General features: G+C 70.4%; 20 protein-coding genes and 3 tRNA genes. 11 read left to right on the top strand and 12 right to left on the bottom strand.

The features are described from left to right. Positions 1-468: 468 nt before the first annotated feature. Positions 469-909, bottom strand: a complete 441-nt coding sequence (locus OG587_RS36980) for a Tn3 family transposase (protein WP_329083447.1) — start codon at positions 907-909, stop codon at positions 469-471. A 305-nt stretch (positions 910-1214) separates the two neighbouring features. Between OG587_RS36980 and trxA the strand changes: the two genes are divergently transcribed. From trxA to OG587_RS36950, 6 genes are all read left to right on the top strand, one after another. Next, positions 1215-1985: a thioredoxin gene (gene trxA / locus OG587_RS36975; RefSeq protein WP_329083446.1), complete on the top strand. Its 771-nt coding sequence runs from the start codon at positions 1215-1217 to the stop codon at positions 1983-1985. Then, positions 1969-3639, top strand: a complete 1671-nt coding sequence (locus OG587_RS36970) for an FAD-dependent oxidoreductase (protein WP_329083445.1) — start codon at positions 1969-1971, stop codon at positions 3637-3639. The genes trxA and OG587_RS36970 overlap by 17 nt, the downstream gene beginning before the upstream one ends. A gap of 27 nt (positions 3640-3666) precedes the next feature. Further along, positions 3667-4116 (top strand): DUF1931 family protein, encoded by a 450-nt coding sequence (locus OG587_RS36965; RefSeq protein WP_329083444.1) that lies wholly within the window; start codon positions 3667-3669, stop codon positions 4114-4116. 186 nt (positions 4117-4302) lie between these two features. Next, positions 4303-5454, top strand: coding sequence for a glutathione-independent formaldehyde dehydrogenase (locus OG587_RS36960; protein WP_329083443.1), 1152 nt, complete (start codon positions 4303-4305; stop codon positions 5452-5454). Between the two features lie 118 nt (positions 5455-5572). Beyond that, positions 5573-6049, top strand: coding sequence for an ester cyclase (locus OG587_RS36955; RefSeq protein ID WP_329083442.1), 477 nt, complete (start codon positions 5573-5575; stop codon positions 6047-6049). 490 nt (positions 6050-6539) lie between these two features. Continuing rightward, positions 6540-7139, top strand: a complete 600-nt coding sequence (locus OG587_RS36950; RefSeq protein ID WP_329083441.1) for a dihydrofolate reductase family protein — start codon at positions 6540-6542, stop codon at positions 7137-7139. Positions 7140-7390: 251 nt separating this feature from the next. Here the strand turns inward: OG587_RS36950 and OG587_RS36945 are convergent, their stop codons facing one another. The 7 genes from OG587_RS36945 to OG587_RS36915 all read right to left on the bottom strand — a co-directional run bounded on the left by OG587_RS36945 (position 7391) and on the right by OG587_RS36915 (position 17667). Then, positions 7391-7705 carry an L-rhamnose mutarotase gene (locus OG587_RS36945; RefSeq protein WP_329083440.1) on the bottom strand — a complete coding sequence of 105 codons (315 nt, stop codon included), beginning with the start codon at positions 7703-7705 and terminating at the stop codon, positions 7391-7393. A 54-nt stretch (positions 7706-7759) separates the two neighbouring features. Then, complete coding sequence (locus OG587_RS36940) at positions 7760-9052, bottom strand: M1 family metallopeptidase (RefSeq protein ID WP_329083439.1); 1293 nt, start codon at positions 9050-9052, stop codon at positions 7760-7762. A 25-nt stretch (positions 9053-9077) separates the two neighbouring features. Then, positions 9078-13292 (bottom strand): Pls/PosA family non-ribosomal peptide synthetase, encoded by a 4215-nt coding sequence (locus OG587_RS36935; protein ID WP_329083438.1) that lies wholly within the window; start codon positions 13290-13292, stop codon positions 9078-9080. Between the two features lie 232 nt (positions 13293-13524). Next, a complete protein-coding gene (locus OG587_RS36930) occupies positions 13525-13965 on the bottom strand; it encodes a hypothetical protein (protein ID WP_329083437.1) in 441 nt (146 codons plus the stop codon). Positions 13966-14329: 364 nt separating this feature from the next. Beyond that, positions 14330-15148 (bottom strand): nickel/cobalt transporter, encoded by an 819-nt coding sequence (locus OG587_RS36925; protein ID WP_329083436.1) that lies wholly within the window; start codon positions 15146-15148, stop codon positions 14330-14332. Then, positions 15115-15771, bottom strand: a complete 657-nt coding sequence (locus OG587_RS36920) for a hypothetical protein (RefSeq protein ID WP_329083435.1) — start codon at positions 15769-15771, stop codon at positions 15115-15117. The genes OG587_RS36925 and OG587_RS36920 overlap by 34 nt, the downstream gene beginning before the upstream one ends. A 219-nt stretch (positions 15772-15990) precedes the next feature. After that, positions 15991-17667: a metallophosphoesterase family protein gene (locus tag OG587_RS36915; RefSeq protein ID WP_329083434.1), complete on the bottom strand. Its 1677-nt coding sequence runs from the start codon at positions 17665-17667 to the stop codon at positions 15991-15993. A 293-nt stretch (positions 17668-17960) separates the two neighbouring features. Here OG587_RS36915 and OG587_RS36910 point away from each other — a divergent pair, with 293 nt between their 5' ends. Further along, on the top strand, positions 17961-18473 hold the full coding sequence (locus tag OG587_RS36910) for a hypothetical protein (RefSeq protein WP_329083433.1): 513 nt from the start codon (positions 17961-17963) through the stop codon (positions 18471-18473). Positions 18474-18825: 352 nt separating this feature from the next. Beyond that, positions 18826-19449 (top strand): hypothetical protein, encoded by a 624-nt coding sequence (locus tag OG587_RS36905; RefSeq protein ID WP_329083432.1) that lies wholly within the window; start codon positions 18826-18828, stop codon positions 19447-19449. A 345-nt stretch (positions 19450-19794) separates the two neighbouring features. Here OG587_RS36905 and OG587_RS36900 read toward each other — a convergent pair. The 4 genes from OG587_RS36900 to OG587_RS36885 all read right to left on the bottom strand — a co-directional run bounded on the left by OG587_RS36900 (position 19795) and on the right by OG587_RS36885 (position 20913). Further along, positions 19795-19869: transfer RNA gene (locus tag OG587_RS36900), tRNA-Val, on the bottom strand. Between the two features lie 17 nt (positions 19870-19886). Next, positions 19887-19957: transfer RNA gene (locus OG587_RS36895), tRNA-Cys, on the bottom strand. Between the two features lie 25 nt (positions 19958-19982). Next, positions 19983-20054 (bottom strand) — tRNA-Gly (locus OG587_RS36890). 196 nt (positions 20055-20250) lie between these two features. Continuing rightward, entirely contained in the window at positions 20251-20913 is a 663-nt protein-coding gene (locus tag OG587_RS36885; RefSeq protein ID WP_329083431.1) for an amino acid-binding protein, read from the bottom strand. A 91-nt stretch (positions 20914-21004) separates the two neighbouring features. Between OG587_RS36885 and dusB the strand changes: the two genes are divergently transcribed. From dusB to OG587_RS36870, 3 genes are all read left to right on the top strand, one after another. Next, positions 21005-22126: a tRNA dihydrouridine synthase DusB gene (gene dusB / locus OG587_RS36880; RefSeq protein WP_329083430.1), complete on the top strand. Its 1122-nt coding sequence runs from the start codon at positions 21005-21007 to the stop codon at positions 22124-22126. A gap of 338 nt (positions 22127-22464) precedes the next feature. After that, the gene (locus OG587_RS36875; protein ID WP_329083429.1) at positions 22465-24426 is read left to right on the top strand and encodes a TRAP transporter permease; all 1962 of its coding nucleotides are present in this window, start codon (positions 22465-22467) and stop codon (positions 24424-24426) included. Continuing rightward, a complete protein-coding gene (locus OG587_RS36870) occupies positions 24423-25403 on the top strand; it encodes a TAXI family TRAP transporter solute-binding subunit (protein ID WP_329083428.1) in 981 nt (326 codons plus the stop codon). The genes OG587_RS36875 and OG587_RS36870 overlap by 4 nt, the downstream gene beginning before the upstream one ends. Positions 25404-25461: the final 58 nt, after the last annotated feature.

The following is a 25461-nucleotide window of genomic DNA, read 5'->3' as shown; positions in this document are numbered from 1 at the left end:
GTTCCAGCCGCCGTGGGCCTCTCCTGCTTGCGGTCCGCCGCTACGGTGTCCCGGCATATGGGGAAAGACCCTCCCTTTTTCAGGCTGCCCTCAATCCCGGTCACGGAAAAGAGGCGGGAGGAAACGTCTGTTCAAGTTCTACGCCGCCGAGGCCGCCCGGGTAACCGGCCGGTCATTACCTGCCAAACATCATTTTCCGATCACCCCGGATAAATCCCGGAGGCCACCGTCACCGCCCGCAGGGCAGGGCCTGACCGGAGATCTTCTAAAATATCCACCATGGGACCAGTGCATATGTGTCTTCCGGTGTTGTGCGCGGAGAAACTGTCAGTGGTTCGCACGGATTTGATGTCAGTGATTTCCGCCAGGTGTCCCCGGCAGGGAATACGGCAGGGTGGCTCGCGCGCGGGTCGTCCTGGCTATATCAGCGGGGACGAGAGCCGAATATCCGCTCGTTCGGGAGCCGCTTCACACGTTGCGGCTGCGTGGATGTCGTTCAGTTCGGGAGCCACTTCGGCCGGCCTTCGCCGGAAGAGTACGGAGTGAGACACCCCCTACGGCTCGGGTCGATGGCGAGCGGGTGAGTGTTCGGTGAAGCGGCGATGACGCCGGGCCCAGCGTCGGTGGCCGGCCACGGTTCAGGCGGCGGACGGCGTGCAGTGGCCGCAGACGGCCGTCGCGGATGGTCTCGGGCAGGGAGAAGTGGTGGCGGCCCAGGAAGTTCAGGTGGTCGAAGCCGGGCGGGCTGAGGCGGGCGATGTCGGCTGAGGCGATCTGCCGGCCCTCGGCGCGGATCTCGTCCAGGGCGCGGGCGGTGTAGACGGTGTTCCACAGGATGCAGACGTTGGTGATGAAGCCGAGCGCGCCAAGCCGGTCTTCCTGGCCTCCAGCAATCCCGGCGCGGTTCAATCACCGCGGCTTCTGCTGTTTGATCCAAAAATGGATATTTGGGGGTTTCGGGGGGCCATCCGAGCCCTTTGACTGGATCGGTAGGGGTCAGAGAGCGGAGGGCTGATCTTCAGGCTATGGCTGACGGCGCGTGACCGAGGCTTCTCGGTAGCCGGAACAATCAACCAGCAGGACTTGATCCATGAGAACCCGAGACATCCACGAGAGCCACAAGACGGTGCTGGTGACCTACGCGCCTACGAAGCGGTCCAGCCTGCGGTGGACACACTCGCCCGGCACGACTTCGCGTCGAACATGTCTCCATCGTGAGGACGGCCCTGCGGTGGGAGGAGAAGGTGCTGGGCCGCTGGACGCTCGGCCGGGCGTTGCTCACCGGCGCGAGCACCGGTGTCTGGATCGGTCTGCCGATCGGCCTGGCGTTCCTGGTCGTCAGCCCCTGGTCGGGGCGGGTCCCGGGCTCCGCGATCATGCTCGGCCTGATCTGGGGTGCGATCGGCTACGCCATGCAGCGCAGGGCGTTCACGTCGCTGCCCGCGGCCGTGACCGGCAGCTACGAGCGACGGCGCTGTCATCCGTGCCGGAATGACCGGCGGCACGCTCTGGGTGATGTACGAGAATCCGGAGGTCTGACCATGCGGTCACAGGCCAAGGACACGAGCGTCGTCCCATGCTCGAAATGCGGACGGAAGAACCGGCTGCCCCGTGCCGCCTCGGGGATCCCGCGGTGCGGCGAATGCCACCAGCCGCTTCCCTGGGTCGCAGAGGCGGGGGACGACGACTTCAGCGAGGTCGTCGAGGCGGCCCGGATCCCGGTGGTCGTCGACTTCTGGGCCCCTTGGTGCGGGCCGTGCCGCATGGTCAGCCCGGCGCTGGAACAGGTCGCGGCCGATCTGGCCGGTCGCCTGAAGCTGGTGAAGGTGAACGTGGACGAAGCGCCCCGGCTCTCGGAACGCTTCACCGTACAGGCCATCCCGACGCTTGTCGTGATCGATCAGGGCCGGGTCGTCACCCGGCGGTCGGGCGCGGCGCCGGCTCCCGCCCTCCGCGAATGGATAGACGATGCGCTGGCCGCCTGAGCTCCGCGAGACGCCGGACCCGCAGGGGGCCTACCCGCGGCTGAGCGACGCGCGGCTCCAGGCGCTGGCTCCGCACGGTGAGCGGCGCCGCGTCCGCCAGGACGAGGTCCTGTACGCGGAGGGCCTTCCGTGCACCGAGTTCTTCGCGATCCTGGCCGGCAAGGTGGCGACGGTCGAGGGATTCGGAGCGGACGACCAGGTGATCGGCGTCCACGGGGCAGGCCGGTTCCTGGGAGAGCTCAACGTGCTCACCGGCCAGGTGGGCTTCGTCACCGGCGTGGTGGCCGAGGACGGCGAGGTTCTCGCCGTGCCGGCGGACGCGCTGCGCCGCCTGGTCGCCGGGGATTCGGCACTGGGCGACCTCATCCTGCGGGCCTACCTCATCCGCCGCACGATGCTCATCGGACTGGGGGCGGGCTTTCGCATCATCGGCTCCCGTTTTTCGGCCGACTCCCGGCGGCTGCGGGAGTTCGCGGCACGCAACCGGCTGCCGCACCGGTGGATCGACCTGGAGCAGGACCAGGAGGCGGAGCGGTTCCTGCGGAGCATGGGCCTCACCCCGCAGGAGACCCCGGTCGTGATCTGGCGTGGCGAGAGGGTGCTTCGCAACCCGAGCAACGCGGAGCTGGCCCGGGCGGTCGGACTCCTCGCACCACAGGTGCAGGAGAGCCGATGCGACCTGCTCATCATCGGGGCCGGGCCGGCGGGGCTGGCGGCGGCGGTCTACGGGGCGTCGGAGGGCCTCGCGACGATGGTCTTGGACGATGTCGCGACGGGCGGCCAGGCGGGTACCTCCTCGCGGATCGAGAACTACCTCGGCTTCCCGTCCGGGATCTCCGGCGGCGAACTGGCGGAGCGGGCGGCGATCCAGGCCGGCAAGTTCGGCGCGGGTTTCCGCGTCCCCGCACAGGCGTGCGGACTGCACCTGGACGCGGGCGATCACATCGTCACCGTAGGGGAGGGCGGCACGATCCACGCGCGCACCCTGATCGTCGCGACCGGCGTCCGCTACCGGAGGCTCGATGTCGGGAACCTGGAAAGGTTCGAGCCCACGAGCGTCTACTACGCGGCGACCATGTTCGAAGCCCAGATGTGCGAGCAAGATCCGATCGTCGTCGTGGGCGGAGGCAACTCGGCCGGCCAGGCCGCCCTCTTCCTGGCCCGGCACGCCGCCCGCGTCCGGCTGCTCGTGCGCGAGGACGCGCTGTCTGCGAACATGTCCCGCTACCTGGCCGTCGAGATCGAACGGCACTCCCGGATCCAGATCATGCTGAACACCGAGGTCCGGGAACTGATGGGAGAAGAGAGGCTCGCCGCGGTCATCGCCGAGAACAACGTCACCGGCGAGCGTTCCACGATCGAGGCCCGCGCGATGTTCATCTTCATCGGCGCGAAGCCGTACACCGCCTGGCTGGCTGACGAGATCGCGCTCGACCCGCGGGGCTACATCCTGACGGGCGCGGACGCCACCCGGTCCGGCAAGGAAGGCACGCCCGGCTCCGCCGGCCGGCCGTTTCCGCTGGAGACGAGCAGGGCGGGCGTGTTCGCGGCCGGGGACGTGCGGAGCGGGTCGGTCAAGCGGGTGGCCGCGGCGGTCGGTGAAGGCGCCATGGCCGTACGGCTGATCCACGACTACCTCCGGGCCGGAGAGTGACTCCGGGCCGGAAGGAAGGAGACCTCCATGGCTGTCATGGCGGTGTCGAGATTCGAACGCTTCTTCCGCAGCGCCGCAGGTGTCGATGTCGACAAGGACGACCTGCGGCGCTACGGCGACTTCGTGAACGACAAGCTCTACGACCTTCTGGTGATCGGCCAGGCCCACGCCAAGGCGAACCGTCGCGACATCATCGAACCCTGGGATTTACCCGTCACCAAGGGCCTCCAGGAGAGCATCCACCGGTTCCGCCTCCTCGACGAGGACATCGAGCTGAAACCCATCCTGGAGCAGCTCGCCGCGCTGCCTCCGCTCGACCTGTCGGTCGGCGAGGAGACCGTCGGACGCCTGCCCGAGATCGTCGGCGGCCTGTCAGTGGCACTGGCTCAGGCTTTCAAGATCGTGGATCCGGAGGTGAAGAACCCCGCGACCGAGCAGTGGGAGCGCACGACACGTGTCTTCGACCTGCTGCTCTGAGGCGGCCGGGACGGCCGGCCCGCCCCGGACGCCCGATGAATCCGGCGCCGAGCCCTCCCAGGGGGTGCGGTCGCGGTGAGCAAGGAAGGAGGAACGAACCGTTGACCTGCTGTACGGCGTAGAACCTCTCGCCCCGTCGTCGACGGGTAAGGCGATCCTTCGCAATCAACCGCATGCGAGGAAATCATGAAAGCGATCGTGTACAACGGACCCCGACAGGTCAACGTCGAGGAAGTCCCGGACGCGCACATAGAGCGGCCCACCGATGTCCTGGTTCGCATCACCACGACCAACATCTGCGGGTCGGACCTGCACATGTACGAAGGCCGGACCGACTTCGAGACGGGCCGCGTCCTCGGTCACGAGAACCTCGGCGAAGTGGTCGAGGTCGGATCGGCCGTCGACCACGTCCGCGTCGGCGACGTGGTCTGCATCCCGTTCAACATCTCGTGCGGCTTCTGCGCGAACTGCGAAAAGGGCCTGACGGCCTACTGCCTCACCACCAATCCCGAGCCGGGCATGGCCGGGGCGGCCTACGGCTTCGCGGACATGGGACCCTACAACGGCGGCCAGGCCGAGTTGTTGCGCGTGCCTTACGGCGACTTCAACTGCCTCATCCTCCCGGACGATGCGAAGGAGAAGCAGAACGACTACGTGATGCTCGCCGACATCTGGCCGACCGGCTGGCACGCGACTCAACTCGCCCAGGTGGAGGCGGGCGACTCGGTCGTGATCTACGGGGCGGGGCCCGTCGGGCTGATGGCCGCCTACTCCGCCACGCTCAAGAGCGCGAGCAAGGTGATGGTCGTCGACCGCCACCCCGACCGGCTCGCCAAAGCCGAGGAGATCGGCGCGATCGCGATCGACGACTCCCAGTCGCCACCGGTCGATCAGGTCATGGAGCTCACCAAGGGCCTGGGCGCCGACCGGGGCTGCGAGTGCGTGGGCTACCAGGCACACGACCCACAGGGACACGAGCACCCCAACATGACGCTCAACAACCTCGTCAAATCGGTCAAGTTCACCGGGACCATCGGCGTCGTCGGCGTCTTCATCCCGTCGGACCCCGGCAGCCCGGACGATCTCTTCAAGCAGGGCGAGATCGCCTTCGACTACGGGATGTTCTGGTTCAAGGGCCAGATGATCGGCAACGGCCAGTGCAACGTGAAGCGCTACAACCGGCAGCTCCGCACGCTCATCCACGAAGGAAAGGCCCGGCCGTCCTGGGTCGTCTCGCACGAACTGGACCTGGACGAGGCACCGGACGGCTACGAGCACTTCGACCGGAGGGATCTCGGCTGGACCAAGGTCGTCATCCATCCCGGCGAGCTCAGCTGACAAGCGGCGCCCGGACCACCGCCGCGAGTGCGCACGCCATCACGGCGGCCGGCCTTCGCTCGGGGCTGGTCACCGTGACGGCGTGTCCGTCGCCGGAAGGGTCCCTACCGAAGGGGTGATGACCATGGGCGACGCCCGCGCGCTCAAGGACAAGCTGCTGGAGGCCTTCAACGCCCACGATCTGGATCGTGTTCTTCAGTGCCACAGCCGGGACGGGGTCCTGGTGACCCCGGAGGGCGTCGCGGAAGGACACGATCAGATCGCCTCGTTCTACGAGGAGATCTTCAAAGGGTTTCCGGACCTGCGCATGACGGTCTGGCACACGGTGTTCTGCGCCGATCCCGCGGTGATCGAATGGTTGCTCACCGGCACGCATGACGGGCCCTTCATGCTGCCCGGCGGAGGTGTGCTGGACGGAACGGGCCGTCCTGTCGCCGTTCGCGGCACCAGCACCTGCTCCGTCGGCAACGACAAGATCATCGCTTATCGGATCTACTACGACCAGCTGGAGCTGTACAGTCAGCTTGGTGGCGAACTCGCCTTCGACGATCGCTCATCATCCGCCGGCGAGGGACGGGCATCGCCCGGCGACTGAGGATTCGCAGGAGGCCGGTACGGGCGAGCGCACCGGCGACGAGCTCGCCGAGGATGGTGCCCTGCCGATGTCGTACGCCCGGGAGCCTTCCGGCCGGCACATGAGCTTACCGGGCGGATTACTCCAGGGAATATGAGCTCCCACAGGTAGATCACCACCGGGGTACCTCTCACACAGGGGGCTATCGGTGCCATCGGCCAAGACCACGGCGCTGGTGCGTTTTTTGGAACCGTCCGCGATCGCCACTTCGGTGCTCGCCGTGGCCGGCGGCGATCGACGCCACGCCAACTCCTTCGTCGTCGGCGTGTCACCGAGTAATGACGTCGGCGCTCCATCCCGCCGTCGACGTCGCGGCGGCCGCGCAGCACGCTTTGGCCGCCGTGCACCACCATCTTGAAAAAGATTCCGGCCGGCATGTAGAGGAACGACGGCTGACTCCGACTCCTTGGTGAAGGTGCCAGACGGGCGCCGGAACGCGGGAGGCAGCGAGATGAGCAAGGTCACGTGTGACATAGCGATGTCCCTCGACGGCTTCGTGGCAGGACCGAACCAGAGCTTGGCCAACCCGCTCGGTGAGGGCGCGGAGGAGTGCCTACATCGGTGGATGTTCGAGGAGCCCGAGCGGCACACCGCGGTGATCGAGGGTATTACCGCGGCCGGGGCCTTCATCATGGGCCGCAACATGTTCGGCCCCGGCCGCGGCGCCTGGGATCTGGACTGGAGCGGCTGGTGGGGTGAGGAGCCGCCGTACCACGGGCCGGTCTTCGTCCTCACCCATCACCCGCGCGAGCCGTTGACGATGAAGGGTGGCACGACGTTCGTCTTCGTCACCGACGGGATCGAGGCGGCGATGGCCCAGGCGCGCGAGGCCGCCGGCGACCGCGACGTCGCCGTCGCCGGCGGTGCCGAGACGGTGAACCAGTATCTGGCGGCAGGGATCATCGACGAACTGCGCCTGCACGTTGCGCCCGTGATCCTCGGCAGAGGCGAGCGGCTGCTCGACAACCTCGGGAACATCACTCTCGAACCCATCGGTGACCCTGCGGGCACCAGCCTCGTCGCCCACCTGACGTACCGGGTGACCCGGTAGAAGGGTAACGGACGGGTCGGAGCCTTGATCAGCGACCGGTTTCCAACCGCACCGTCCCGCTGCCGCCGATCGCCCGCGAGCACCTGGCCGCCTGCTGGGCACCCTCACCAGAGCCGATCCGCCTGCCACCGGCGGCCCGCCCGCTCCTGGCCGCCCACCTGGCCCGGGATCCGGAGACCGCCCTCTTCTCCGGAGGGCGCCGGGCCTTCCCGAGGTGCCTCAGGTCTTCCGGCGTGGTTTCCGGAAAGGCGTCAGGGCAGCCGCCACACCGCGGGAAGGCCCTTGCCGGCGCCCTCCCCGGAGTAGTCGTGCACGACCTCCAGCAGCTCGGCCATCCGGGCCTGCCAGGTGATGTTCACCGGCAGGTCCGCCAGCGACGACAGCAGTGCCTCGTAGTCGTCGCAGTCGATCACGTGGAACAGGTCCTGGCCGCTGCGCCAGATCGTCCACTCGTGCGCGCCGCCCCTCCTGATGGCCTCGGCCAGCTCGGCGGGCACCTCCCGGTGTGCCTGGTCGTACTCGGACTCCCTGCCCGGCTTGACCCGGGTGTGCAACGCGACGCGCATGCCGTACCTCCACGAAGTTGTAGACCGTTATAGCAGTCATCCGATGTATGAGGGCTAGGGGAGGGCGGGCAGGCGGCGGTCGTGCAGCCAGCCGGCGAACAGTTTGTCCAGCGGCAGCGTCGTGCGGCGCGTGGCCAGCGCGGTGAAGGCGCCGGTGGTGACGGTTCCGTGGCGGTGCCCGGCCGTCCACTCCCTGAGCAGGGCGAAGAAGGACTCGTCGCCGATGGTGCGCCGGAGCGCGTGCAGGGTGAGCGCGCCGCGCCGGTAGACGCGGTCGTCGAACAGCCGCCGGGGGCCGGGGTCGGCCAGCACGAAGTCCTGGGGGAGCGAGGAGAGGCGCCGGTGCCAGCGCTGCGCGTGGTCATCGGATGACAGGCCGCCGGAACTCTCCGACCAGATCCACTCCGCGTACGAGGCGAACCCCTCGTGCAGCCAGATGCCGCTCCAGTCGGCCACCGTCAGGCTGTTGCCGAACCACTGGTGGGCCAGCTCGTGGGCCACCAGCCGCTCCTCGCCCCGCCTGCCGTCGACGTGGTTCACCCCGAAGATCGACATGCCCTGCGCCTCGACCGGGATCTCCAGCTCGTCGTCCACGACCACCGCGGTGTAGGAGCCGAACGGGTAGGGGCCGAACCGCTCGCGGAAGACCTCCATCATCCGGCCCTGGCGCTCGAAGTCGTGGCGCACCCGCGAGGCGTACCTGACGGGGAAGAACAGCCGCATCCCCGGGCCGAGTTCGGCCTGCTGGTAGCGGCCGATCTGCACGCTCGCCAGGTAGGAGGCCATCGGCTCGGCCTGCTCGTACACCCACGTGGTCGTCGAGGCCGCCCGCCGCTTCGAGACCAGCTCCCCGTTGGCGACCACCTGGTACGCGGAGGCGGTGGTGACCGAGATCCGGTAGGTGGCCTTGTCGTCGGGCCGGTCGTTGCACGGGAACCACGAGGGCGCCCCGATCGGCTGGCTGGCCACGATGACGCCGTCGGTGAGCTGCTCCCAGCCGAGCCCGCCCCAGTGGCTGCTCACCGGCTGGGGGGTGCCCGCGTAGCGGATCTCGACGGTGAACCGGCCCGGCCGCAGCCCGGCGGGCGACAGGTGCAGCTTGCCCCCGCGGTGGGTGAAGCGCACCGGCGCGCCGTCGACCAGCACGCCGCTCACCCGGAGGGCGCCGAGATCGAAGGCGACCCGGGTGAGCTGCCGCAGCGCCACCGCGGAGATCCGGGCCACCCCGCCCAGGCGGTTGGGGCCCACCCGGTAGTCGAGGGTCAGGTCGTAGTGCTCCACCCGGTAGCCGTCGTCGCCGTGCATGGGGAAATACAGCTGAGGGATGGAGGTCGTGCTCAGAGCCACACCGGCTTCCTCTGTTCTTCGCGCGCTATCTTCGCCGGGCCCACGCTGCGATCGGGTTGCCGAACCAGCGGGTCCCGGCGGGCACGGACTCGCCGCGCATCACCAGGGACGCCGGTCCGACCGTGGTGTTCTCCCCGATCGTCGCCGCGGGCAGGACCACCCCGTGGGGTCCGAGTGTGGATCCGTCCCGCATGACGACAGTATCGATGCTCATCACGCGGTCGTGGAACAGGTGTGTCTGCAACACGCATCCCCGGTTCACCGACACCCCGTCTCCCAGGCTGACCAGGTCGACCTCGGGCAGCCAGTAGGTCTCGCACCACACGCCCCTGCCCACCCGCGCCCCCAGGGATCGCAGCCACAGGTTCAGCGGCGCCGTCCCCAGCCAGCGCTGGGCGAACCAGGGCGCGGCCAGCACCTCCACGAAGGTGTCGGCCAGCTCGTTGCGCCACACGAACGAGCTCCACAGCGGCCGGTCGCCCACCGAGATCCGGCCCACCAGGACCCACTTGGCCACGGTCGCCGTCGCCGCGGCGAGCACCCCGCCGCCCAGCACCGCCACACCCGACAGGACCGCCGCCGCCGCGAAGCCGTACGCCCCCGCCAGCCACTCCACGGCCGCCGCGACGAGCACGGCCACGGCGACCGTGCACATCACCGGCACCACGCGGCACACCTCGACCGCGGCGCGGGCGAACCTCAGCCTCGGCGGCGGGTCGTAGGTGCGGCTCCGGTCGCCCTCCTCCGCGGCCCTGCGCAGCTCCACCGGGGGCATCCCCAGGTACGACGAGCCCGCCTTCGCCTTCTTCGGCGCCGCCGACAGCACCGCGACCAGCCCGTCCTTGGGCACCTTGCGTCCCGGCGCGGTCATTCCCGAGTTGCCGAGGAACGCGCGCTTGCCGATCCGCACGTGGTCCACCCGCAGCCGCCCGCCCTCCAGCTCGTACGGCGCGACCATCGTGTCGTCGGCGAGGAAGGCGCCGTCACCGACCGAGGTCATCGACGGCAGCGCCAGCACCGTCGACAGCTCCACGTCCCGGCCGACCTTCATGCCCAGGGCGCGCAGCCAGGCGGGGGTGACCATGCTCGCGTACAGCGGGAACAGCCAGACCCGCGCCATCGACATCAGCAGGCCCGTCGCCCACGCCTGCCAGGCCTGGCGGCTGTGCACCGGGTGCTGCCCGGCGTGCAGGCCGGCCGACAGCAGCCGCACCGAGACCACGGTCAGCAGGGCGAGGGTGGCCACCGACACGACGGTGGCCAGTGGCACCCCGTACAGGACGGAGGCCAGGGAGGGCGCGCCGTCGCGCAGCAGGACGGCGAGGCCGGGCAGCGCGGCGATCACCGGGAAGGCGCTCAGCACCAGCGCGGACAGCCCGTAGACCGTCGCCCAGTGCCACGAGCGCGGCGGGCGGTCGGCGGCCGGCGGCCGGGCCTTGCCCATCCGGCTCGCGGGCACGCCCGCCCAGCGCTCCCCGGAGGGCACCGAGCTCGCCACCGCGGAACCGGGCGCGACCTGGGCGTTCTTGCCGATCTTCGTGCCGGGGAACAGGGTGGTACGGGCGCCGACCGTGGCGGAGGCGCCGATCTTGATCTCGCCGACGTGCACCTGGTCGCCGTCGATCCAGTAGCCGTTCAGGTCGGCCTCGGGCTCGACGGCCGCGTACCTGCCCAGCTTGAGCATCCCGGTGATCGGCGGCATCGAGTGCAGGTCCGCGTCGTCGCCGACCTGGGCGCCGAGCGCCCGCGCGTAGTGGGTGAGCCACGGGGCGGTGGACACCTCGCCCACGCCGAGCCGCTCGGAGAGCTGCTCGGCGAACCACAGCCGCAGGTGCGTGCCGCCGCCCCGGGGGTACGTGCCGGGCCTGAGGTCGCGCAGCAGCAGCCGGGCGCCGCCTGCGGCCAGCGCGATCCGCCCCGCGGGGCTGACGAACAGCAGCGCGCCCACGAGCACCCACCACCACGAGACGACCGGGGCCCAGGGCAGGCCCACCAGGTTGTTCAGCGCGGCCAGCGCCACCACCCAGCGCAGCGCGCCGACGCTGAGCAGCGGCACGGTGAGCGCGGCCTGCGCGATCGCGGCGCGGCGCGGCATCGGCGTGACGATCCGGTCGGTGGTCACGATCTCCGGCGCGTCGAGCGCCGACAGGTGCCTGCCCAGCTGGGGCAGCGTCGGATTGTCGTAGACGTCGCCGACGGTGACCGCCGGGTAGCGGGTGCGCAGCGTGGAGACCAGCCGCGCCGCCGCGAGGCTGGTTCCGCCCTCGGCGAAGAAGTCGCCGTCGACGCCGCCCAGGATGTCCATCCAGCACTCGGCCACCCACGGGTCGACGTCCGGCACCCCGGCGTCGGGCGTGCCCGTCCTCTTGGGCAGCGGCCAGGGCAGGGCGTCCCTGTCGATCTTCCCGGAGGTGCGCGTCGGAAGCTCGTCCACCAGGGCGATCCTTGGGACCAGCGCGGCGGGCAGGGAGTGTCGGAGGCGGTCTCTGGCGTCCTCCTGGTCGAACCCCTCGCCGGGCACGACGTAGCCGACGAGCAGCTGGTGCCCGCCGCCGGTCGTGCGGACCGCCGAGGCCGCCCCGGCGACCCCGGGCAGCGCCTGCAGCGCCGCGTCCACCTCGCCCAGCTCGATCCTGCGCCCGCCGAGCTTGATCTGCTCGTCGGCCCGCCCGACGAAGATCAGTCCCTCGGACTCGGCCCTCACCAGGTCGCCGCTGCGGTAGGCGCGCTCCCAGCCGAGCGACGCGAGCGGCGCGTACTTCTCCGCGTCCTTGGCCGGGTCCAGGTATCTGGCGAGCCCGACCCCGCCGATGACCAGCTCGCCGGTCTCGCCCATGGCCACCGGCTCGCCGTCCTTGCCGACGACGGCCAGGTCCCAGCCCGCCAGCGGCAGCCCGATCCGCACCGGGCCCTCCCCGGTCAGCGGCGCCGCGCACGCCACCACCGTCGCCTCGGTCGGGCCGTAGGTGTTCCACACCTCGCGTCCCGGCACGGCCAGCCGCTCGGCGAGCTCCGGCGGGCACGCCTCACCGCCGAAGATCAGCAGCCGTACGTCGTCGAGCGTCTCGACGGGCCAGAGCGCCGCGAGGGTCGGTACGGTCGAGACCACCGTGATGCCCATGTCCAGCAGCCACGGCCCCAGGTCCATGCCGGTGCGCACCAGCGCGCGCGGCGCCGCCACCAGGCAGCCGCCGTACCGCCAGGCCAGCCACATCTCCTCGCAGGAGGCGTCGAACGCCACCGACAGCCCCGCCAGCACCCGGTCACCGGGCCCGATGGGTTCCCCGGTGAGAAACAGCCGCGCCTCGGCGTCCACGAACGCCGCCGCGTTGCGGTGGGTCACCGCCACGCCCTTGGGTCTGCCGGTTGACCCGGAGGTGAAGATGATCCACGCGTCGTCCTCGGGCCCCGGCCGGCCGCTGCCCCGGCTCCGGTCCCGCTCCCTGTCCCTGCCCGTCACCGGGTCCTTGCCGTGGCTCGTCACCGCGCCCCTGTCACGCTCCGTGACCGGGTCCTTGGCGCGGGCCGCGGGGAAGAGCGGCGCGGCGGTGTTTCCGGGGGCGCCTCCGATGTCGTGCCGACGCCCGTCGTAGGGGCCCGCGCCGTGCAGCTCCGCCGCGTAGTCGAGTTCCGACCCGCCGGTGAGCCTGGGCCCCGAGGAGGGGCGCTCGGAGCCGGAGTCCGGGGTACCGGTGTGGCCGTCGGGGTGGCGAATCTCACATTCGACGCCGTGCTCACCACCGTGCCCGCCGGTGTGCTTGCCGTGGCCGGTCCCGCGTGCCGCGTCGTCGCCGGAAGAGGGGGCGACCAGGTGCTCGTACGGGTCCCCGTAGGGAGCGATCTTCCCGCCGTCGCCGATGACGGCGCGGACGCGGGCCTCGCCGAAGACCAGGTCAGCCCGCTCCTCGGGGTCGTCGGCGTCCACCGGGACGTAGGCGGCCCCGGCGGTGAGCACGGCGACGATCGCGATGTACAGGCCGACGGTGCCAGACGGGATCCGCACCCCGACCCGGTCGCCGCGCCCGACCCCGGCCGCCCGCAGCTCCAGGGCCATCCGGCCCGCCTCGGCCCGCAGTTCGGTGTAGTCGAGACGGGTCCGCCCGTCGTCCAGGGCGAGTGCGTGGGGATGACGTCGCGTGGTCTGGTCGAGGATGTCCAGCAACGTCCTGGCCTGCGGTGCGGTCCCTCCCGGCAGGAGTGCTCGCGACGGCATGCCGGTGTCGGCTGGTAACGGAATCACTGTCTTCCCCCATGTGTACGGCGCCCCTATGGGCCCGGGACAGCCTACGTGCACGGGGTTAACGCGTTTCGTCCGTGCTGTCATACCCCGTATGAATCTTCCCTTTCAGGCATCTTTCACCCAGATGGCTGTGGGGAGCCTCCCGTTGTTGACGCCCCTCCGGTCGCGCGCCTGTGACCTCTGATCGATCACCACGTGCCGACGGCCGCCGGTGGCCGTTCGTGCGGGACCTTCACGATTTCTCGGTGCACTGGGGGGTGCCGGACCCGCGGCAGTCGAGCACCGTCATGCTGTCGATCTTGGCGTACTGGTTGGCGGACTTCCTGACGCCCTTGAAGTACCAGGCCCGGGACGGGAAGGTCACGGCGTCGGTGTCCTTGAACAGCCGCCCGCAGGCGGCCGTGGAGTTGGAACCCGCCGGGACGGCGCATGCGCCGCAGTCGGTGCCGTTGCAGTTGCCGCCCTTGAGGTCGTAGGAGGCCGCCACCAGCTTATAAGGGGTCTTGTTGTGGACGACCCCGCAGTACACGGCCCCGGCGACCGGCGGGACCCGCTCGCAGTCGCTGGCGTGGGCGCTCGAGACCCCGGCGGTCGCCTGGAAGGTCATCAGCGACGTGACCAGCGCCAGTACCAGCAGGAGATTGCGGACGATCGGACGGACGCTCAGACTCATGTCGCTCCATGTGTGGACGGTGGGAAACCGCGTGATCGCGGTCGACAAAGTGGATCAGCGTCAGTCAGCGTGGCAACGCGCGAACTCGTCTCGCAATCGCGGTGGGAGGGTTGGGACGATGGGAAATGATCATGCTGTTGACGTGCGAAGACCGTCCCGTACTGGGACGGAGGTGGGACGCGCCGGGCGGAGTGCCGACCGCGGCACGCGAGTGTCGGCCGGGGGCCGCCCCTTCCGGCCCTCCCGAGGTTCGGGGCCACGCCACGGGGACGAACCGACGGGTGGACGTCACGTTTTCCCGTCTCGGGTGGCATCGGGCCGGCGGTCCGATGCCGCCGTTCACGCGGGGGAGGATGTCAGACGATCAGCCGGTCAAGACGCTTATCGCCACGGCGAGATAGAGGCCGCCGGCCAAGGAGACCGCGACTCCGGCGGCGGCCGGAGCCCAGGCCAGCGCGGTGGAGGCCGGTGACCACCGGCGGGTTCCCCGGGCCAGCAGCGCGTACCCCCGGATCGTCACGACGCCCACGCCGGTCAGGGTGAGGGCCATCCCCAGGCCGAAGGCGGCGACGAGCACGACGGCGTCGAAGGCCCGGCCGGTGAGCAGCCCGCTCATCAGGACGACGAAGGCCGACGGCGAGGGCAGCAACCCGCCGGAGAGGGCGAGCGCGAGGAGGCCCCGGCGTGACCAGGGGTCTGTCCCGTCCTCGACCTGATGCCCATGCCCGTGCCCGTGCCCGTGCCCGTGTCCATGGCCGTGGTGGGTCTGCAGCCGGTGCCGGTTCCATCCCCGCAGGTGGCGGTAGGTGAGATGGGCGCCGACGCCGATCGTGATCAGTCCGGCCGCGACCTGCATCCAGGCGGTGACGTTCTTCGTGCCGAAACTCGCGGCGCCGCTCAGTCCCACCCAGGCGAACGCCAGCACCAGCACCGAGAAGGTGTGCATCAGCGCCACGATGACCCCCAGGCGCAGCGCGTCGCGGTAGCCGCCCCGGGTGCCGACCAGGTAGGCCGCCGTGACGCTCTTGCCGTGGCCGGGGGCGACCGCGTGCAGGGCTCCGGCGACGAGCGCGACGGTGAGGATCGCCCAGAAGACGCCCCTGTTGTCGAAGAGCGCGACGAACCGGCTCTCGAAGCCGCCGAACTCCGTCACGCCCGCCCGCCCGTCCCGCGCCGTCTCCACAACGCGGTGGACACCCCCGCTCCGGCCAGCAGTACGGCGGCGGAGACGACGACGGTCGTCGTCCCCGCGGGCATGCCACCCCCGCCCGCGCCGGAGAAGGTCAGGCGCCGGGTGCTCTCGGCCCCGGTGAGAAGCGTCTGCCCGGGGGTCGCGGGGGTCTCGGCGACGAGCATCGTCCGGTACGCCTCGTTGAGGTCGGTCAGGGCGGCGACGGTGACGTCCACCTGCGTGACCGGGCCCCGGCAGTCGAAGACGAACCGGGCGCCCTCGGTGATCAGCGCCCGGAGCTCCTCCAGCCGGCTCGAACACCGCTGGCCGCCCTGGGCGACCGTGATCCGGTCCAGCAGGTAGTCCCGCACGGCCGGTGACCGCTCCAGTTTCTGCTCACCGGTCAGCTCCGTCGACACGGTACCGGTGGACGGGTCCTCGAACGCCCCGACCGACTGGCCGAGGGCGACCCAGTCGTCCTCGGCCGCGAACCACGAGATGGTCACGCGCGAGCCGTCGGCCCCGATCCGCGCGGTGGACGGCGGCCCGAAGGGGTGGGCGGCGGCCGGTGCGGCCCAGCCGCCCAGGGCGCAGACGAGCAGCGCGCCCGCCAGCACACGGGTGTGGATTCTCAACGGATCTCCTGTCCGGCGCGACTTCGGCGCGACTCCGGAATGACTGCGGCATGACGTCGGTACGACTCCGGCACGGCCGAAGCACGGCCGAAGCACGGCCACGGCACGGTCACGGCATGACCCAGGCGCCACGCCGGGGCCACGGCATGACCCCGGCGTGGCGCCGGTACCTCCGGGCGCGGGGCCGCCGGTACGGCCGCCCCGCGCCCGGAGAGGTCACTACCTGGTGACCGTGATGACCGGACTGGTGATCTTCTGGTTGGCGCTGTCCAGGTACACCACGTAGGTGCTGCCCTTCTTCACCTTGCTCGGCAGCCTGAAGGTGTAGGTCAGGCGGCCCAGCTCGTCGGCGGTCCGTACGCCGATCGAGTCGTCCCTGTCGTGCCCGTGTCCCTTGTCGCGCTCGTCGGCCTTCTTCAGGAAGACGGACACGCGCTCGCCCGGGTCGTAGCCGTACGCGGAGACCTTGAGCTCATCACGCGTCCCGACGGTGGTCCTGTCGACGGTGACCTGCTCGCCGACGGTGTTCTCCGGGGTGCGGACCTCGTTGACCGTGCGCTCGCCCGCCCTGTTCTTGCGGATGACGAAGCCGTCGTGGTGCTCGCCGTTGGCGTAGCGGGCCTCGAAGGTGAGATGGTCGGCCTCGACGTCGATCAGCTGGTAGAGCTGGGTGTTCTCGCTCCGGCTGACGACCTCGGCGCCGTTGCCGGTCCAGTTCTCGCCGTTGTTGAGCTCGTACATCTTGCCGCCGGAGACGGACACGACGTAGGCGACGCCGTTGTTGACCGTGACCGACTTGCGGGCGGTCGCCACGTTGCCCCGGCCGTAGGAGTGGTCGTGGCCCTGCAGGACCAGGTCCACGCCGTACTTCTCGAACAGCGGGCCCCACTGGGCGCGTACGACGGGGTTGTTGCGGGTGCCGGTGGTGGAGTAGACGGGGTGGTGGAAGGTCACCACCGTCCACTTGTTCGGGTTGTCCTTGAGCAGGCCCTCCAGCCAGGTGGTCTGCGCGGCCATCAGGGCCGGGGTGCCCTGCACGTTGGAGTCCAGGCCGATGAAGCGCACGCCCTGGTAGTCCACCGTGTAGGCGGTCTGCTTCAGCTCCGGGTTACCCGGCCCGTTGTCCGGATAGGGGAACTGCGGCCGCCAGAAGGTGGACAGCCCGCCGCTGTACTCGTGGTTTCCGGGGATCGAGATGTTGTTGACCTGGCTGTCGATGAAGCCGGCGGCCTTGTACCACTGGCCCCACTGCTCCTCGCTGTTCGCGGAGTCGATGAGGTCGCCGGCGTTGACGATCACCTTGGCCCGCGGGCGGTCGGCGAACGCCTGGCGGAAGACTCGCGGCACCGCCGAGTCGATGTAGTTCTGCGCGTCGCCGTAGTAGATGAACGAGAACGGCTGCAGGTCGGCCGCCGCGGTCGTGAAGTCGCTCCACTCGGCCCAGTTGGTGCCGTCGCCGACCCGGTAGGTGTACCGGGTGTTCGGCTTCAGGCCGGTGAACTCCACCGTGTGGTAGGTGGAGGCGTACCCCAGGGTGGTGTTGACCGGGGTGCTGACGGAAGCCTTGACGTTGACGACCGCGCCCGCGGCCGGCGCGACCTCGCCGAGCGCGCGCGGGGCCTCAAGGATCTCCGCCTGCGCCGACTCGGCGTCGGCCACGGCCCGCCAGGTGACCTTCTGGCTGGACGACGGGGTGGTGGTCGGGGTCAGGATGACACGGTCGGGCACGGGGGAGGGCTTGTGGATGTCGGCGGCGGGATATTTCGGCGGCGCGGCCGCGCCGAAAGCCACCGGGCCGAACGCCAGGCCGCCGAGGAGCAGCACGCCCGCGCCCGCCGCGGTCAGCTTCGTTCGCCGGGATCCGGTGGGCCGGGGCATGTTGACTTCGCCCATCATGAGCTCATTTCCGGGGGAGGAATCACATTCCACCGAGGGAGTGCGGTGGACGTCCGTATTGAGCCAGAAAAGATCATCAAATGCCTTGATAGAGCATTGCGTCCGGATGAACATGTTCCCTCGGAAACCTGTGACCCCGGCCGCACCGCCGATGTCGCCGGAAGTCCGCGCGTTCGTCACCCTCCGTTGCCCGCGCGTTCCGTGGCCCCCGCCTATGGTGTGGCCGACCAGCCGTCGAACAGCGGAATCGCTCCCCGGGTGAAGAGCCGCTTCCCCAGGAACAGGATGTCCCGTTGACCGTCCCCCGCCAGGCCGGTGACCGGCGGCCCGCCCGCCGCTGGACCCTGCTTCTCGGCCTCGTGGCGCTCGGGACGCTGTTCCCGCCGCCGACCACGACGGGGGCGACGGGGGCGAGGATCAAGGACGAGACCTTCGTCACCGTGCGGACGAGCGGGATCCTGCACATCGAGGCGGGGGAGTGCTTCACCGACCCGGCCTACTCCGGGGAGGCGGCCGAGGTCGTCGTGCTGTACACGCCCTGCCACGAGCAGGCGGCCAACCAGTCGTACGGCTTCGTGCACGCTCCCGAGGGCGAATGGGATCCGGTCGCGCTGAACGCGTTCGCGTGGCGGAGCTGCCGGCGCGGATTCGACAGCCACTGGAGCGGCGAATCGGCCTCGGGACTGAACTTCTACCCGATCCTGCCGACCCGGGAGACCTGGGCCGACGGCGACCGCGACGTCATGTGCGTGGTCTACAGTCCCGGCGGCCCGATGGACGGCTCGGCGCTCCCCCTGGCGAGATGAATCCTGTTCACACCGGAGCAGGGCCGGGGCCACGTCCGGAGCGCGGCGTCGCCCAGCCTCCCCGCGCCGTGCGGGACGTCCATGCCCGCCACCTCCAGGCCGGTCGCTTCAAGGCGCCGGAGAGCGACTACTCGCACAGCGATGGGTGATCGAGCGAGTTCTACACGTTGTACGTCACGCCGAAGGGCCTCAACTACATCGGGCGCCTCATTGGCGTGCGGTCTGCACCGGCTCGAACGCCGAGTCGCGCAACTCGGCCGTTGCCAGAGCGGCGACCGCGGAGTGCTCACGACCGTGGGCGGGAAGGGCCGGGACGGCTGAAAGTGTCGTACCCGTTGCCTACGATGCCGTGGTGATCGACTTCGACGGACTGCGCACCGACCGCTCCTGGCAGCTCACCTGGTCCGGAGACCGGCTCGACGAGGCCGTGTTCCGGCTGGCGCCGGACACGGTCTCCGGCCGCCATGCGCTGGTGGAGCGGCTCGGCGCGGATGCGACCGACCCGGAGCAGTGGGAGGCCGCGCTGATCGAGGCGCTGCTCACCGACCCGGCCGCGGCCGGCCTGCGCCAGCTGGAGTTGCACCTCGACGGCGCGGTCTTCCCGCGCAGGGCGCCCAGCGTCGTCACGCTGGCTCTGGAGATCCGCTCGGACGTCTTTGGCACCGAGTGCCCGGTCGAGCAGCTCGACGAGCTCGACCCGGCCGGCTACCCAGCCCTGCGGCACCTCGACCTGAGTCGCGCGGAGTTCGACGCCGGCGACCTCGGTACCCTGGAAGCACTCGCCGGGTCCCCCATCCTGCCCCGGCTGGAGAGCCTGAAGATCAAGAGCCTGCAGATCCAGGAGTACGAGACGGGCGGCGACCCCCTCGAAGCGCTGACCGGGCTGGCCCCCGCCTTCGCCCACCTGGCCCTCTCCGTGGCCGGCGAGATCGACGTCGAGGGCGCAGCCCGCGTCCTGCCTTTGCAAACGTGCTAGGCCTCCCGCTCGGGTCGGCTTCACCGGGGGCAAAGTAGAGCGTTCGCGCAGGTCCTGAGCGTCTCAGAACCGTCTTTCAGAACGTTCCGATTGTGAGAGGAGTTCTGTGAACGGTGACCTGGGCGAACGCCTCACTGAACGAGATGTTGCGACGACCAGTTGAATCCGCTGAGTAGCCAAGGGGGCTCTTGGGGGCGAGGCCATCACGAGGTCAGCACAACGTCAGCACCGGTACTGACAACAACCCGGAACAACCGGCATCAACCCGAAAAGCCAGAAGGCCGCCAAGGCCCCTGAGCTGGGGCTTTGACGGCCATTCTGTTCGAGCTACCCGTTGACGGGTGGTGGTGGACGATACAGGGATTGAACCTGTGACCCCTTCCGTGTCAGGGAAGTGCTCTCCCGCTGAGCTAATCGTCCGCATGGGGAAGGACCAGAGGTGGAGACGGGATTTGAACCCGTGTAGACGGCTTTGCAGGCCGTTGCCTCGCCTCTCGGCCACTCCACCGGAGTGAGAGCCCGAAGACCCTTCGAGCGGAAGACGGGATTCGAACCCGCGACCCTCACCTTGGCAAGGTGATGCTCTACCACTGAGCCACTTCCGCGTGTTTCCCCCGGGTTTCGTACCCGGTGGCGACGAGAGAACTCTAGCGGGTTTTCCCGGCGGTTGCGTAACCGCGCGTTCAGCCGCCGGTCCCGTGGCCGTCGGGTGAATCCGCCCGCGGGCACCCGTGCGGCGGGTCCGGCCGGGCGGGCGTTCGGCCGCCCTGTTGAACCGTCCGGTGCGGCCGGGCGGCTTGCTCAGCCGTCATGTTCGGCCGGGCGGCGCAGCTGACGGGTGACGACGCGCTCCACGGCGGGCAGGGTGAGGAAGATTTCCAGGATGCGGGTGAGGCGGTGCACCTCGATGCGGTGGAAGGCGGGGCCGTCGGTGCGGGCCAGCAGGAAGGTCAGGGCCAGCGGGGGCAGCGGGGCGGCGATCACGTGCAGGCCGGAGTCGAGGGTGAAGGCCGTCGGGCGGACGGGGGTCTCGTCGGGGAAGGGCACCTGCTCGGGGGCGCGCCAGCTGGAGTGGACGACCGTGCGGGGGGCCCTCTCGGTCGCCGCCGCCGCCCAGTCGGCGCTGAACAGCACGGGCATGGAGTCGAGCAGGGTGGCCAGGGCGCGGTCGCCCGCGGTGGTGATGTACTTGAGGATCTCCAGCTCGGGGTAGGTTCCCGGCGCCTCGCGTGTGCCCCAGATGCCCTCGATCGTCACTCCCGGGACGCTCTCCAGCCCCTCGATCAGGCTTTCCCTGGAGGCGGAGTCCGGCCAGTAGACGGTGATGTCGTCCAGCGCCCGGCCCTCGCCGCGGTCGAGGACGACCACCTGGGTGATGTCCGCGCCCGCGACACCGAGGACACGGGTCACCTTCCCCAGGGAGCCCGGCTGATCGGGCAGTGCGATCCGCAGTCGCAGTAGCATCCGCGGCCTCCCGTGTCACGTTGATCTACGCCAGAGACACCATACCCAGCGATGATTCGTCCTGCTCGTCGCAGTGCGGTAGAAAAGCCAGGTGGAGTCGTTGAAACTGGGATCGCTGGAGGTATGGCCGCCGGTCGTTCTCGCCCCGATGGCCGGGATCACCAACGCGCCCTTCCGGACCCTCTGCCGGGAGCAGGGCGGCGGGTTGTTCGTCTGCGAGATGATCACGACGCGGGCGCTGGTGGAGCGCAATCCCAAGACCTTCAAGATGATCCGGTTCGAGCCCGAGGAGAGCCCCCGCAGCATCCAGCTGTACGGGATCGACCCGGTGACCGTCGGCAGGGCCGTCCGCATGATCGCCGAGGAGGACCTGGCAGACCACGTCGACCTCAACTTCGGCTGCCCGGTGCCCAAGGTGACCCGCAAGGGCGGTGGCTCCGCGCTGCCGTACAAGCGGAACCTGTTCCGGGCGATCCTGCGCGAGGCCGTGGGCAACGCCGGGACGCTGCCGGTGACCGTGAAGATGCGCAAGGGCATCGACGACGACCACCTGACCTACCTGGACGCCGGGCGGATCGCCGTCGAGGAGGGCGTCTCCGCGATCGCGCTGCACGGCCGCACCGCGATCCAGCACTACGGTGGCACCGCCGACTGGGAGGCGATCGCGCGGCTCAAGGAGAGCGTGACGGAGATCCCGGTGCTCGGCAACGGTGACATCTGGAGCGCCGCCGACGCGCGCCGCATGATGGACGAGACCGGGTGCGACGGCGTCGTCGTGGGCCGGGGCTGTCTGGGGCGCCCGTGGCTGTTCGCGGATCTGGCGGCCATGTGCGAGGGCGGCGCCGAGCTGAGCCGGCCCCTGCTGGGCGAGGTCGCCGCGACCATGGACCGGCACGCGACCCTGATGGCCGAGTGCTTCGAGAGCGAGCGGCACGCCGTGGTCGACTTCCGCAAGCACGTCGGCTGGTACCTCAAGGGCTTCACCGTCGGCGCCGAGCTCCGCCGCCGCCTGGCCACCTCGGAGAGCCTTTCCGGCCTGCGGGAGGGCCTCGCCGAGCTCGACGCCGCCCAGCCGTGGCCCGACGGCGTGGACACCCCCCGGGGCAAGACGAACCCGCGCGACCGCGTTCACCTGCCCGCCGGATGGCTGGACGACCCCTACGACCTCGCGGTTCCCAGCGCCGACGCCGAGACCGACACCTCGGGCGGCTGACGGCGGCTGACGGCACCGACGGCACCGACGGCGGCTGACGGCGGACAGCGGCTTGACGGCGGACAGCGGCTTGACGGCGGACAGCGGCTTGACGGCGGCGGGGTTCCCGGGACAGCCCCGGGGCGGTCTCGGGTCTTCTCGCCCCGGCGATTCCTTTCCGGTCACTCCAGCTTTCGGTCCTTCTTTTCGGACATTCCGCGCTCTTCGTGCGTTCCGTGCGGGCCGGTGCGTCCCGCACGGCAGGTGTGACGCGAATGTGACCGCGCCCTGACGGACGGGCGTCAGCGATCTATGTACTGTGCGGTCAAGGCTCGCGGCTCACACGTGGAGACGGCGGTTTGACAGGTACCACATCGGCGGGATCAGCGGACGGTACGACAACGGACACCGCGTCGGCGGACGAGTTGATCGCGGAGTTCGACGCGGAACGGCCCGCCCGGCGGCTGTCGGGCTGGGTGGCCGGGGCCGTCACGCTGGTCGCCCTCGGGCTGTCGCTCTACGTCCTGTACCGGGCCTTCCGGCCGGGCGCCGTGCTCCCGTACCGGATGCTCTTCCTCGCGGTCGTGCTGCCGCTCACCTTCGTCTGCTACAAACCGGGGCGGCGGGGCACCGACCGGCCGGGTGTCGTGGACTGGGCGGCGGCCCTGCTCGCGCTCGTGGCCTGCCTCTACCCGCTGGTGGTCTTCGACGACTTCATCCGGCGCGCCTTCGAGCCGACGACCCTCGACGTGGTGGCCGGGACGGTCATCGTGCTGCTCGTCCTGGAGGCCTGCCGCCGCACCGTCGGATGGATACTGCCCGCGGTCTGCGTCGCGTTCGCCCTCTACGCCTACTACGGAGGCTACCTGCCCTTCGACTGGGTCGTCGGGCACCGCGGCTACGACCTCGACCGGATCGTCGTCTCGTTCGTGATGGGCACCGACGGTGTGTACGGGGTGCCGCTCGACGTGGCGGCCACCTACATCATCCTGTTCACCGTCTACGGCGCGGTCCTCGACCACTCCGGAGCGGGCAGGTTCTTCGTGGACGTCTCCCTGGCCGCGTTCCGCCGCTCGCGCTCCGCGCCGGGCCGTACGGTCACCCTCGCCGGGTTCCTGCTCGGCACGGTGAGCGGCTCGGGCGTCGCGACGACGGTGAGCGTGGGCAGTGTCGCCTGGCCGATCCTGCGCAGGGCGGGATACCCGCCGGAGCAGGGCGGGGGAGTGCTCGCGGCGGCGGGCATCGGGGCGATCCTGTCGCCTCCCACGCTCGGCGCGGCGGCGTTCATCATCGCCGAGTACATGCGGGTGAGTTACCTCACGGTGCTGCTGTACGCCACCATCCCCACGGTCCTGTACTACCTGGGCATCTTCCTGGCCATCGAGATCGACGCCCGCAAGTACGGGACGCGGGCCGTCGAGGTGGACGCGCCGAGGTTCTGGCCGCTGGTCAGGCGGTTCGGCTACCACTTCAGCTCGCTCTTCGTGATCGTCGTCCTGATGGCGCTGGGCCAGTCGCCGTTCCGCGCCGTGGTGTACGCCACGCTGCTCGCCGTCGCGCTCTCCTTCCTCGACAGGGAGCACGCCCTCACCCCGCGCAGGGCGGCGAGGGCCCTGGCGGCGGGGACGACCGGGGTGCTGCCGGTCGCGGCGACCTGCGCCGCCGCCGGGCTGATCGTCGCCGTCGTCACGCTCACCGGTCTCGGACTCAAGGCGAGCTCGCTGATCGTCGGCGCCTCGGGCGGGATCCTGGCCGTCACCGCGCTGCTGTGCGCGGTCGCGGTGCTCGTGCTCGGCCTCGCCGTGCCGGTGACCGCGTCGTTCGTCATCGCGGCGGTCATCATCGGGCCCGCGCTGACGGATCTCGGCGTCAGCCAGGCCGAGGCGTACATGTTCATCTTCTACTACGCCGTGCTGTCGGAGGTCAGCCCGCCCACGGCGTTGTCGGCCTTCGCGGCGTCGGCCATCACCGGGGGCAACGCCTACCGGACCATGATGGCGGCCTGGAAGTACACGCTGCCCGCGTTCCTGGTGCCGTTCGCCTTCGTGCTGACCCCCGGGGGGGCCGGGCTGCTGGCCCAGGGCTCGATCGGGGAGATCCTGGCGGCCACCGGGGTCTCGGCGCTCGCGGTCGCCGCGCTGGCCGCCGCCACCGGCGGGCGGCTGCTCGGCCCGGCCGGGCCCGTCGAGCGGGTGCTGTGCGCGGTGGCCGCGGTGCTGCTGCTGTTCCTGTCGCCGCTGCCCGCCCTCGCCGGGGCGGGTCTCCTGATCGTGGCCGTCTCCCTCCATCTGGTGATGCGCAAAAGAGAGGCAGTGCATTGACCGTCAAACGCGTGGCCGTCCTGCTGGCGGCCGGAGCCTTGTTCCTCGCCGGGTGCGGCGGCGACCGGTCGGCCGAACAGGCCGGACAGGGCGCGGGCCAGAGCGGCGCCGCGGGCAAGCGGCTCTCGATCGCCACCGGCAACACCACCGGCGTCTACTACGTCCTCGGCGGGGGCCTGGCCGACCAGATCGGCAAGAACCTCCCCGGATACCAGGCCACGGCCGAGGCGACCGGCGCCTCGGTGGAGAACATCCAGCGGGTCGTCAGGGGCGACTCCGACCTCGCCTTCACCCTCGCCGACTCCGCCGCCGACGCCGTCGCGGGCAAGGGCGCCTTCACCGCGCCCCAGCCGATCCGCGCCGTCGCCCGCCTGTACGACAACTACACCCAGGTGGTCGCGACCACCGGCTCCGGCGTGAGGTCCGTCGCCGACCTCAAGGGTAAGCGGGTCTCCACCGGCTCGCCCAACTCCGGCACCGAGGTGATCGCGCTGCGCCTGCTGAGGGCCGCCGGGCTCGACCCGGACAAGGACGTCACCCGCCAGTCGCTGGGCCTGCCCGAGAGCGTGCAGGCCGTCAAGGACGGCGACCTCGACGCGCTGGTCTGGTCGGGCGGGCTGCCCACGCCGGGCCTCACCGACCTGCTGACCTCACTCAAGGACCAGGTCGCCTTCGTCCCGCTGGACGGGGTGCTGCCCGCGATGCGGGCCGAGCACGGCCAGGTGTACGCCGCGGGCACGATCGCCAAGGACGTCTACGAGACCCCGGCCGACGTGTCCACGATCTCAGTGCCCAACCTGCTCGTCGTGAACGAGAAGATGGACCCCGCCCTGGCCGGAAGCCTGACGAAGCTGCTCTTCGACCGCAAGGCGGACCTGGAGAAGGTCCACCCCGCGGCCAGGGACATCACCCGCGACAACGCGCCGAAGACCGATCCGGTGCCCCTGCACGACGGCGCGCGGAAGTACTACGGCTGAGCGGGGCCCCACGGTCCCGGGGCCGACCTGAACGAGGAGGTCGGCCCCGGGACCGGTG

Source organism: Streptosporangium sp. NBC_01469 (assembly GCF_036227305.1).
In the GTDB taxonomy this organism is placed as follows: Bacteria; Actinomycetota; Actinomycetes; order Streptosporangiales; family Streptosporangiaceae; genus Streptosporangium.
The sequence above is the reverse complement of the archived record's forward strand: the minus strand, read 5'-3'. Positions and strand labels throughout refer to the sequence as shown.